The organism is Streptomyces sp. AC558_RSS880 (assembly GCF_019049255.1).
Lineage (GTDB): Bacteria > Actinomycetota > Actinomycetes > Streptomycetales > Streptomycetaceae > Streptomyces.
On the sequence record NZ_JAGMUJ010000130.1, the window covers coordinates 271,385 to 281,893 of the forward strand.

12 protein-coding genes are annotated in these 10,509 nt (G+C 71.5%); 3 read left to right on the forward strand and 9 right to left on the reverse strand.

Annotation, left to right across the window (positions count from 1 at the left end; all coding sequences use genetic code 11):
* Nucleotides 1-3 precede the first annotated feature (3 nt).
* From KUM38_RS30855 to KUM38_RS30885, 7 genes are all read right to left on the reverse strand, one after another.
* Nucleotides 4-459 (reverse strand): hypothetical protein, encoded by a 456-nt coding sequence (locus KUM38_RS30855; protein ID WP_217134223.1) that lies wholly within the window; start codon nucleotides 457-459, stop codon nucleotides 4-6.
* A gap of 43 nt (nucleotides 460-502) precedes the next feature.
* The gene (locus tag KUM38_RS30860; RefSeq protein WP_030863721.1) at nucleotides 503-688 is read right to left on the reverse strand and encodes a hypothetical protein; all 186 of its coding nucleotides are present in this window, start codon (nucleotides 686-688) and stop codon (nucleotides 503-505) included.
* 166 nt (nucleotides 689-854) lie between these two features.
* Nucleotides 855-1,550: a L,D-transpeptidase family protein gene (locus tag KUM38_RS30865; RefSeq protein WP_217134226.1), complete on the reverse strand. Its 696-nt coding sequence runs from the start codon at nucleotides 1,548-1,550 to the stop codon at nucleotides 855-857.
* Between the two features lie 142 nt (nucleotides 1,551-1,692).
* Nucleotides 1,693-2,493, reverse strand: a complete 801-nt coding sequence (locus tag KUM38_RS30870) for an SDR family NAD(P)-dependent oxidoreductase (RefSeq protein WP_217134227.1) — start codon at nucleotides 2,491-2,493, stop codon at nucleotides 1,693-1,695.
* Between the two features lie 50 nt (nucleotides 2,494-2,543).
* The gene (locus KUM38_RS30875) at nucleotides 2,544-3,458 is read right to left on the reverse strand and encodes an SDR family oxidoreductase (protein ID WP_217134230.1); all 915 of its coding nucleotides are present in this window, start codon (nucleotides 3,456-3,458) and stop codon (nucleotides 2,544-2,546) included.
* 102 nt (nucleotides 3,459-3,560) lie between these two features.
* Nucleotides 3,561-4,190 (reverse strand): MBL fold metallo-hydrolase, encoded by a 630-nt coding sequence (locus tag KUM38_RS30880; RefSeq protein ID WP_217134232.1) that lies wholly within the window; start codon nucleotides 4,188-4,190, stop codon nucleotides 3,561-3,563.
* Nucleotides 4,190-5,278, reverse strand: a complete 1,089-nt coding sequence (locus tag KUM38_RS30885) for an S-(hydroxymethyl)mycothiol dehydrogenase (RefSeq protein WP_217134234.1) — start codon at nucleotides 5,276-5,278, stop codon at nucleotides 4,190-4,192. The genes KUM38_RS30880 and KUM38_RS30885 overlap by 1 nt, the downstream gene beginning before the upstream one ends.
* 134 nt (nucleotides 5,279-5,412) lie before the next feature.
* On the opposite strand from KUM38_RS30885, the gene KUM38_RS30890 reads away from it, so the two are divergent.
* Both KUM38_RS30890 and KUM38_RS30895 read left to right on the forward strand, forming a co-directional pair.
* Nucleotides 5,413-7,167, forward strand: a complete 1,755-nt coding sequence (locus KUM38_RS30890; protein ID WP_217134236.1) for an ABC transporter ATP-binding protein — start codon at nucleotides 5,413-5,415, stop codon at nucleotides 7,165-7,167.
* A gap of 123 nt (nucleotides 7,168-7,290) precedes the next feature.
* Nucleotides 7,291-7,656 (forward strand): nuclear transport factor 2 family protein, encoded by a 366-nt coding sequence (locus KUM38_RS30895; protein WP_217134238.1) that lies wholly within the window; start codon nucleotides 7,291-7,293, stop codon nucleotides 7,654-7,656.
* A 20-nt stretch (nucleotides 7,657-7,676) separates the two neighbouring features.
* Here the strand turns inward: KUM38_RS30895 and KUM38_RS30900 are convergent, their stop codons facing one another.
* Together KUM38_RS30900 and KUM38_RS30905 are read right to left on the reverse strand one after the other, a co-directional pair.
* Nucleotides 7,677-8,669 carry a CU044_5270 family protein gene (locus tag KUM38_RS30900; protein WP_217134240.1) on the reverse strand — a complete coding sequence of 331 codons (993 nt, stop codon included), beginning with the start codon at nucleotides 8,667-8,669 and terminating at the stop codon, nucleotides 7,677-7,679.
* Nucleotides 8,662-9,207: an RNA polymerase sigma factor gene (locus tag KUM38_RS30905; RefSeq protein ID WP_073934176.1), complete on the reverse strand. Its 546-nt coding sequence runs from the start codon at nucleotides 9,205-9,207 to the stop codon at nucleotides 8,662-8,664. The genes KUM38_RS30900 and KUM38_RS30905 overlap by 8 nt, the downstream gene beginning before the upstream one ends.
* Nucleotides 9,208-9,313: 106 nt before the next feature.
* Between KUM38_RS30905 and KUM38_RS30910 the strand changes: the two genes are divergently transcribed.
* The coding region (locus tag KUM38_RS30910; RefSeq protein ID WP_308409098.1) for a cbb3-type cytochrome c oxidase subunit I at nucleotides 9,314-10,509 on the forward strand (1,196 nt) is incomplete at its 3' end.

Genomic DNA, 10,509 nt, shown 5'->3' on the forward strand with positions numbered 1-10,509 from the left:
CCGTCAGCCGACGGTGAGCAGCACGGTCGCCAGGGCGGCTCCCAGCAGCCCGGCGGCCTGCCTCCGGGAGACGTGTTCGTGCAGGACGGCGAGACCGAGGACGACCGGGAGCGCCGGGTAGAGGGAGGCGAGGAGGAGGACGCCGCAGAGGACGGACAGCGCGACGCCTGTGACGGCGCTCACCGGTACGACCACGCTCATCGCGCCGTGACTCAGGCCACGGGTGAGGAAGCGCATGACGGTGGCGCCGCCGACGCCGGACAGGGCGCCCCGGAGGAGGTCGGAGCCGACGAGGGCGTCGGCGGGCAGGAGGAGGGCGGCCCCCGCTGCGAGCAGCAGGCCGCCGAGCTGGCCGAGGAAGGTGACGGCGGCATGCGGGACGCGGCGGGACAGCAGTCCGTCCGCGAAGTCGACGATGCCGTAGCAGAGGGCCGAGGTCAGTGCGAGGAGGGCACCCATCCGTTCACGGGTGCCCCGTCGAGCGGATGACGATCCCGGTCGGTCAGGCGGCTCTGGCCGGCTGCGGGAGGGCCGAGGCCCACTCCTGGACCAGGCGCTGGTACTCCTCGCGCTGTTCGACGCTCAGTGTCCCGCCCGACCGGAGCCACAGGGCCCGGATCTCCTCGTTGACCTCGGCTGCCGATCGCTCGGAGGAGGGTTCAACAGTGGTGGACATGCCGTGAAGCATACGGGGCCGGACGTGAAGGCGCTGTGAGTAATCGCACGTTCATCGGACATTTCGGGCAGTGTTGCTGATCACGTCCATCTGCCGGGGAACGTGGGCGAGTTCACATCCGGGCCTTCGGGGAACGTCCGGGGTGCGAGGCGCCCGGCAGGCCGGGCGCCCGCGGCGATCAGGTGCCCGGCTTACGCCCGTACACGTAGACGTCGTCGCCGTTCTTCAGCAGCGACCAGTACTTCTTGGCGGCGGTCTTCGTCATGTTGACGCAGCCGTGGGAGCCGGGCGGGTTCCACATGCTGACGCCGACCGAGTGGAAGGCCTGACCGCCGTCGAAGAACTGGCTGTAGGGCATCGGCACGTCGTAGATGGTCGAGACGTGGTCGATGTTGCGCCAGTAGATCTTCTTCAGGCCGGTGCGGGTCTCGTACCCGTTGCGCCCCGTGCGGACCGGGACGGGGCCGTAGACGAGCTTCTTGCCGTCCTGGATCCAGCTGAGCTGGAGCGTGAGGTTCACACAGGCGATACGGCCCTTGTTCGTGGGGCACTTGCCCGACTTGTTCGGGTTCTTCCCGACGGCCTTCTGCTTGTTCATCAGGTCCATCACGCCCCAGGTCACGGGGCCGGCGTACCCGATGTTCGGTGTGATGCCGTGCTTGGTCTGGAAGGCGCGGATGGCCTTGCAGTCGGCGGAGGACTGCTTTCCGTCGACCGGGCGGCCGAGGAACTTCTCCACCTTCTTCTGATACGGGCCCGTCGAGGTGGTGCAGCTCGCAGCCTGCGCCGGTGTCGCACCGAGCGCGAGTGTGAGCGGAGCCACCAGCGAGGTGACCCCGAGAACGACGGCACTCCGTCTACGTGTATCCCCCATGGTCTGTTTTGCCTTTCCGCAGAAGTGAGCGCATGGCCTGCGCACTCTGCCAGATAGACGACTCGGCGGAAGAATCGGTTGTACGGACGAACCGGGATGCGACCGAACGGTGACATCCGGCGGGCAGGACCGAAACGACCGGCTACCGCGGCGACGCCTCGCCCAGCGCCTGCCGGAATCCCGAGTTGACCGCCGTGACGCCGCCGTCGACGGTGAGGGTGGTGCCGGTGATCCATGCCGCGTCGCGGGAGGCGAGGAAGGCGACGGCGGCCGCGATGTCCTCGGGCTCGCCGACCCGGCCCAGCGGGTAGAGGCGCCGGGCCGCTTCCAGTTGCCCGTCCCGGCCCGCCCAGGCGCGGGTGCGGACGGTCCCCGGTGCGACGAGGTTGACCCGGACCCCGCGGGGCGCCGCGTGCCCGGCGAGGGTCCGGGTGAGGGAGACCAGGCCCGCCTTGGCCGCGCTGTAGGCGTGGTTGCCGAAGTCCTGGAGGCCGTTGACGGAGCCGACGCTCACGATCGCGCCCCGGCCGGAGGCGGCGAGGTGCGGGAGCGCGGCGCGGCAGCAGCGGTACGCGCCGGTGAGGGTGACGTCGAGGTCCGTGGCCCACTCGTCGTCCGGCTCGTCCTCGAAGCGGGGCGCGTCCGGGGTGCAGTGGGCGGCGTTGTTCACCAGGACGTCGAGCGAGCCGAAGGCGTGCACGGCGTGCGCCACGGCCGCCTCGACCGTGGCGCGGTCGGTCACGTCACAGGCGAAGGGCTCGGCCGCGAGCCCCCGCTCCCGCAGCGCCGACGCCGTCCGCTCCGCCTCGTCGGGGTCCGCGTCGGCCACCAGGACCCGCGCCCCCTCCTCGGCGAACCGCGCGGCGGTGGCCGCGCCGATGCCGCGTGCCGCCCCGGTGATGAGGACCCCGTGCCCCGCGAAACGCCTCGTGTCCGTCGTCATGGGGTGAAGGTAGCGGCCGGGGCGATCACCGCGGCAGGGGTCGGACGGGATCAGCGGTAGCCGGTCACGTCCGCCGGCTTGCCCGCGTCCTGCACCTCGACCATGTAGCGCCAGGCGTCGGGGCGGCTGCCGTCGAGGTCGGTGAAGCCGTACTCCCGGGCGAGGCCGCCGCTGGAGTGGGAGGTGCCGTTGAAGCGGGCCACGTCCGGGTCGGCGGCGAGGGCGGCGACGGCCCGTCCGACGTAGCGCGGGGTCTCGGAGATGGCGAAGTGGGGGACGTCACCGAGGGCGTCGCGCCAGTTGTCCTCGCGCACGCCGAAATGGTCGAGCATGATCTCCGAGCGCATCCAGCCCGGGGTGAGGGCGAGTGCGGTGGCGCCGCGCGGGCCGAGTTCGTGGCCGAGGGCGAACGCCATGCGCAGGACGGAGGACTTGGCGAGGTCGTAGAAGAAGGAGAGGCGGTAGTGGTCGCGGTTGTAGTCGGCGGTGCCGTCGGTGACCTCGACGACCAGTCCGCCGGGGTGGCGCAGCAGCAGCGGCAGCGCGTGGTGGCTGGTGATCGCGTGGGTCTCGACGGCGAGGCGGAGCAGGCGCAGGCCCTTGTCCAGGTCGTGCTCCCAGACCGGAGCCTCCCACTCGAAGAGCGTCTCGCCGCCCCAGATGTCGTTGACCAGGACGTCCAGGCGGCCCTGTTCGGCGGCGATGCGGTCGACGAGTGCCTTCACCTGCCCCGGCTCGAGGTGGTCGGTGGGCACCGCGATGCCCTGGCCGCCCGCCTCGGTGACCAGGTCTGCGGTGTCCTCGATGGTCTCGGGGCGGCCGTACTCGGAGCGGCGTTCACGGGTGGTGCGGCCCGTGACGTACACGGTCGCGCCCGCCGCCCCGAGTTCCACGGCGATGCCCCGTCCGGCACCCCGGGTCGCCCCGGCCACCAGCGCGACCTTGCCCTTCAACTGCTCCGACATGTACGGCCTCCTGTTCAACGGCTCTTTGCTGTCGCTTCGAGCGTGACAGGTAAGCCGGACATCTTCTGTCGCCTTTTCGCGCAGGTCGTCCGGACGGACCGTTCAGTGGCCGCGCGCGATCCATTCCTCCAGGTGCGGGGCCTCCGCGCCGATGGTGGTCGGGTCGCCGTGGCCGGTGAGGACCTTCGTCTCCGGCGGGAGGGTCAGCAGCCGGTCCCGGATCGAGTCGATGATCGTCGGGAAGTGGGAGAAGGAGCGGCCGGTGGCGCCCGGACCGCCCTGGAACAGGGTGTCGCCGGTGAACACGGCGCCCAGCCCCGGGTCGTACAGGCAGACCGCGCCGGGCGCGTGCCCGGGGGTGTGCAGCACGGTGAGGTCGGCGCCGGCGGCCTCGATCACCTGGCCGTCGACGAGCCAGGAGTCGGGGTCACGGTCGGGGTGGGTCTGCTTCCACAGCCGCAGGTCGTCGGGGTGCAGCCAGATGGTGGCGCCGGTGCGCTCGGCGAGGGCGGGCGCGGCGTCGATGTGGTCGTTGTGGGCGTGGGTGCACACGATGGCGGTGAGGCGCCGGTCCCCCACCGCCTCGGCGATGGCGTCGGCGTCGTGGGCGGCGTCGATGACGATCGCCTCGTGGTCGTCGCCGACGATCCAGACGTTGTTGTCGACGTCCCAGGTGCCGCCGTCGAGGCTGAACTGCCCGGAGGTGACGAGTCGTTCGATGCGGGCGGTCATCACAGCACCACCACCGAACGCAGCACGTCGCCGCGGTGCATCCGCTCGAACGCCTTCTCCACCTCGTCCAGTCGGATCGTCTCGGTGACGAACGCCCCGAGGTCCAGGCGGCCCTGGAGGTGCAGGTCGATCAGCATCGGGAAGTCCCGGGAGGGCAGGCAGTCGCCGTACCAGGAGGACTTCAGGGAGCCGCCGCGGCCGAAGACGTCGAGCAGCGGCAGTTCGAGCTTCATCTCCGGGGTGGGCACGCCGACCAGGACGACCGTGCCGGCCAGGTCACGGGCGTAGAAGGCCTGCCGGTAGGTCTCGGGGCGGCCGACGGCCTCGATGACGACGTCGGCGCCGAAGCCGCCGGTGAGTTCGCGGATCGCCTCGACGGGGTCGGTCTCGCGGGAGTTGACGGTGTGGGTGGCGCCCATGGAGCGCGCGGTGTCGAGCTTGCGGTCGTCGATGTCGACGGCGATGATCTTCGCCGCTCCGGCGAGCCGGGACCCGGCGATCGCCGCGTCACCGACACCGCCGCAGCCGATGACGGCGACCGAGTCGCCCCGGCCGACGTTCCCGGTGTTGATCGCGGCGCCGATGCCGGCCATCACCCCGCAGCCGAGCAGCCCGGCGACCTGCGCGGAGACGGCGGGGTCGACCTTGGTGCACTGTCCGGCGGCGACGAGGGTCTTCTCGGCGAAGGCGCCGATGCCCAGGGCCGGGGAGAGTTCCTGACCGGTGGAGGCGAGGGTCATCCTCTGCTTCGCGTTGTGGGTGTCGAAGCAGTACCAGGGGCGTCCGCGCAGACAGGCGCGGCACTTCCCGCACACCGCGCGCCAGTTGAGGATCACGAAGTCGCCGGGCGCGACGTCGGTGACGCCGTCGCCGACCGACTCGACCACGCCCGCGGCCTCGTGGCCGAGCAGGAACGGGAAGTCGTCGCTGATCCCGCCCTGCTTGTAGTGCAGATCGGTGTGGCACACCCCGCAGGCCTGGACCCGGACGACCGCCTCGCCGGGGCCGGGGTCGGGTACGACGATCGTCTCGATCCGCACCGGCTCGTCCTTGCCGGGTGCGATCACGCCGCGTACTTCCTGCGCCATGCTGCTGACTCCTTCGTCGGCCGTGTCCGTCTTCCCCGACCCTACGCGGGAATGATCGCTTCCGCCGCCCGCCGTGCGGCGGGTGCGCCCCCGCGACGTAGCCTGGACCTCCGTCCGACGCCGAGGGGGGCGACGTGAGCATCGCAGCAGAGGAATCCGGTCCGCCCGCCTGGCGGCTGCTCCTCGGATATGTACGACCGCACCGGTGGGCCCTGCTGGGCGGTGCCGTGCTGTCCCTGATGACCGGGGCGACGGGGCTGATGCTGCCGCTGGTGGCGCGGGACCTGATCGACGACCTCTCGGACGACCGGGCGATCACCGGCGCGCTGCTGCTGATGTCGGCGCTCGTGGTCGCCAACGCCGTGCTGGGGGCGCTGGGTTCGTACGTGCTGCGGCGCACCGCCGAGTCGGTGGTGCTCGGGGCGCGGCGCTCGCTGTCGTCGTACCTGCTGCGGCTGCGGATCACCGCCGTCGACCGCAGTGAGCCGGGCGATCTGATGGCCCGCGTCACCTCCGACACCACCCTGCTGCGCGAGGTGACCACGGACTCGCTGGTCGGTCTCGGCACGGGCGGGCTGACCCTGATCGCGACCGTGGTGCTGATGGGTTTCGTGGACCCGGTGCTGCTGGGTGTCACCCTGGGGGTGATCGCGCTCGCGGGCACGGTGCTGGGGGTGATCGTGCCGCACATCAACCGGGCCTCCCGGCAGGCGCAGGACGCGGTCGGTGCCATGGGTGCCTCGCTGGAGCGGGTGCTCGGCGCGCTGCGCACGGTCAAGGCGTCCGGTGCCGAGCCGCGCGAGGAGCGCGCGCTGCACGAGGCCGCGCAGGAGTCGTGGCGGCAGAGCGTGCGCGCCGCCAAGTGGTCGGCCGCGGCGGGCAACACGGCCGGGCTGGCGATGCAGATCGCGTTCATCACGGTGCTCGCGGTGGGCGGCGCGCGGGTGGCGACGGACGCCATCGACATCGGGACGCTGGTGGCGTTCCTGCTGTTCGTGTTCTATCTGATGGCGCCGATCCAGCAGGTCGTCGGCGCGCTCACGCAGTACCAGACGGGCAGTGCCGCCCTCGCCCGGATCCAGGAGGCGCTGCGGCTGCCCGCGGAACCGGCCGCCGAGCCCGCGCGGCTGCCCGACACCGGCACGGCGCCCGCCGCGCTCGCCTTCGAGGACGTCCGCTTCCGGTACGCCGACGACCTGCCGTACGTCCACCACGGGGTGACGTTCACCGTGCCCGCCCAGGGCATGACCGCGTTCGTCGGCCCGTCCGGCGCGGGCAAGACCACCGTCTTCTCCCTCATCGAGCGGTTCTACGACCCCGACTCCGGGGTGATCACGCTCGACGGCCGTGATCTGGCCGACTGGGAGCTGCCGCGGCTGCGGGCCGCGATCGGGTACGTCGAGCAGGACGCGCCGGTGCTGTCGGGCTCCCTGCGGGACAACCTGCTGCTGGGCAACCCCGAGGCGGACGACGGCACCCTGACGCGGGTGCTGAAGACGACCCGGCTCGACGGTCTGGTGTCCCGGCTGCCGGACGGGCTCGACACCCTCGTCGGGCATCGCGGCACCAAGCTGTCCGGCGGTGAGCGCCAGCGGGTCGCCATAGCCCGCGCCCTGCTGCGCCGCCCCCGGCTGCTGCTGCTCGACGAGGCCACCTCGCAGCTCGACGCGGTGAACGAGGCGGCGCTGCGCGACACCGTCGCCGACGTGGCGCGCACGACGACGGTCCTGGTCGTCGCGCACCGGCTGTCCACGGTGACGGCGGCCGACCGGATCGTGGTGATGGACGCGGGCCGGGTACGGGCCGTCGGCACGCACCGGGAGCTGGTGACCGCCGATCCGCTGTACGCGGAGCTGGCGGCCACGCAGTTCCTGGCGACGGCCGAGTGAGCGGCGCCGGGCGGCGCGGGGGCCTGGCTTGCCGTGCCCGGCGGGCCGGAGGACGCTCGTAGGAGGGGCCGTCCCGGCCCGCCGGAGGTCCGGGCCGCGGCCCCGCGGAGGAGGTGGGTCACCATGACGACCGCGGCACACCCCGTCTTCGGCACCGACACGCTGCGCCGGGGCATCGAGGCGGACACGTCGGCGACGCTGGTGTCGCTCTACGCGGACGACGCGGAACTGCGCATCGTGGACCGCAACACCCAGCCCAGCCACCCCAAGGTCCTGCGCGGCCGGGACGAGATCGCCGCCATGCTCGACGACGTCTACAGCCGCGACATGACGCACTCCCTCGAGGCGTGCGTCGTCCAGGGCGATCACGCCGCCTACTGCGAGAGCTGCCGGTACCCGGACGGGGTGCGGGTGCTGTCGGAGTCGATGCTCACGCTGCGGGACGGCAAAATCACCGGACAGGTGATGATCCAGGCCTGGGACGAGTAGGAACGGTGGTTCGGAGGTGATCAGCGCATCCAGGCGCTGTACTGCATGACATCGCCCGCCCGCACACCGTACTCGGGCTGGTCGGTGGTGAACGTCTGTTCCAGTCCGAGGACGGCGCCCGTGGACGGGTCCAGGATCAGCATGTGGCGGACGCCGGAGCCGTCGTCGTACACATAGGCCTGGCCGGGACGGCCCAGCCGGTCCGTGACCTGGCCCGCGGACCGTAGCCCGTCCGCGTCCGCCAGCAGGCGGGCGAGCGCGGCGGACTCACGCGCGCCGAGCGTCCAGTGGTTCAGCAACTGCGCGGTGGCGTCCAGGAGTTCAGGCGTCGTCCGGATCTCGCCGTACGCCGCCTCGGCAAGATAGGCGCGCAGCCGGGTGGGGTCGTGCGGCGGACGGCTGGCGGGCGGGACGTCGCTCCAGCTCGGCGGGAAGGCCTGCCGGCTGATCACCTGTCCGTCGTCGACGAGGCGTGGCTCGCCGTCCTCGTCGGTGAGGACGGGCCGGCCCGGGTGCCGGGGGTCGGTGGCCACGACGAGTTCGGTGTGCCGGCCGTCGGGCGTCCAGCGCACGATGCGCTCCTCGGGCAGGGTGATCGGCGGCTCCGTGTCGCTCATGCCCAGGCTCCAGGACCGCACATGCGTGCCCCTGCGCGGTGCCGGGATGCCGTCGGCCGCGGCCGTCGCGGCCCGCTCCGCGAGCCGCTCCAGTGGTACGGGCGCGGCGTCCGCCACGACGGACAGCGGGCGGGGCACGGCGATCGCGGGGGTGGCGGCGGGGCCGCCGAGCAGCAGGACGGAGGTGAGCGCGGCGACGGCGGCGACGGCAGCGAGGGCCCAGACCGGCCGGAAGCGGCCTCCGAGCCGCAGCGGGATACGCCGTCCGATGCTCCCGTCGTCCATCAGCCGGCCGAGATGGTGCTCCGCCCTGTGGTCGAGGGGGCCGTCGCCGAAGTGGGGGCCGTCGTCCGGCACCGGGTTGGCGCGGCGCAGCAGGTCGAGTTCGTCAGTCATGGCCGTGGTCCTTGGAGGCGTTCGCGTCGGCGAGTGCGGGGCACAGTCGGTCGATCTCGGCTCTCAGCCGTCGGCGGGCGCGGTGCAGCCGCATGGTGGCGGCCCGTCGGCCGCAGCCGAGGGCGACGGCGACCTCGTCGATGCCGAGTTCCTCCCATGCGGTCAGCCGCAGCACCTCCTGGTCGCCGGGGGCGAGCCGGGCCAGCGCCTCGTGCACCCAGTCGCCCGGTGTCTCGGTGCCGGGGCCGGACACGACGTGCCGGCGGTGGGCGGTGTGGTCGTTGCCGAGCCGGTCGACGAGCCGCCGCCGGCGCCCCTGGCCGCGTACCGCGTTGGCCAGACAGTTGCGTGCCACCCCGTACAGCCACGGCAGCGGGGAGGCCGGCAGGTCCGCCCGGCGCCGCCAGGCGACCGTGAACACCTCCGCCACCACTTCCTCCACCTCGCTCGTACGCCCGTCCAGTCGCCGCGCGACATAGCGGCTGACCGCCCAGTAGTGCTCGCGATAGGCAGCGGCGAAGATCTCGTCGTCGCTCATGCCCCGTTCGTGTCCGGCATCCCCGCGATCGTCACAGCCGTTTTCCGTGATCCATGTCGCATCGTCCGAGTGTGACCGGCGGGCGGGGCGCGGACACAGGCGGGTCGTGAAAAGCATCAACGGACTCAGGGGCCGCAAGGGCCTCACGTGGCTGACGACCACGGACCACAAGACGATCGGCACGCTGTATCTGGTGACGTCGTTCGTGTTCTTCATCATCGGTGGCGTGATGGCCCTGGTGATGCGCGCCGAGCTGGCCCGGCCGGGCCTGCAGATCGTGTCGAACGAGCAGTTCAACCAGGCGTTCACGATGCACGGCACGATCATGCTGCTGATGTTCGCGACGCCGCTGTTCGCCGGTTTCGCCAACTGGATCATGCCGCTGCAGATCGGCGCGCCGGACGTCGCCTTCCCGCGGCTGAACATGTTCGCCTACTGGCTGTACCTGTTCGGCTCGCTGATCGCGGTCGGCGGTTTCCTCACCCCGGACGGGGCGGCCGACTTCGGCTGGTTCGCCTACTCCCCGCTGTCCGACGCGGTCCGCTCGCCGGGCATCGGCGCCGACATGTGGATCATGGGCCTGGCGTTCTCCGGCTTCGGCACCATCCTCGGCTCGGTCAACTTCATCACCACGATCATCTGCATGCGCGCGCCCGGCATGACGATGTTCCGCATGCCGATCTTCACCTGGAACGTGCTGCTGACCGGTGTGCTGGTCCTGCTCGCCTTCCCGGTGCTGGCCGCGGCGCTGTTCGCGCTGGAGGCGGACCGCAAGTTCGGCGCGCACATCTTCGACTCGGCCAACGGCGGGGCGCTGCTGTGGCAGCACCTGTTCTGGTTCTTCGGCCATCCCGAGGTGTACATCATCGCGCTGCCGTTCTTCGGCATCGTCAGTGAGATCATCCCGGTCTTCTCCCGCAAGCCGATGTTCGGCTACATGGGCCTGATCGGCGCGACCATCGCGATCGCGGGCCTGTCGGTGACGGTGTGGGCGCACCACATGTACGTCACGGGCGGTGTGCTGCTGCCGTTCTTCTCCTTCATGACCTTCCTGATCGCGGTGCCGACGGGCGTGAAGTTCTTCAACTGGATCGGCACCATGTGGAAGGGGTCGTTGAGTTTCGAGACCCCGATGCTGTGGACGCTGGGCTTCCTGATCACCTTCACCTTCGGTGGTCTGACCGGCGTCATCCTGGCCTCGCCCCCGCTGGACTTCCACGTCTCCGACAGCTACTTCGTGGTGGCGCACTTCCACTACGTCGTCTTCGGCACGGTCGTCTTCGCGATGTTCGCCGGCTTCCA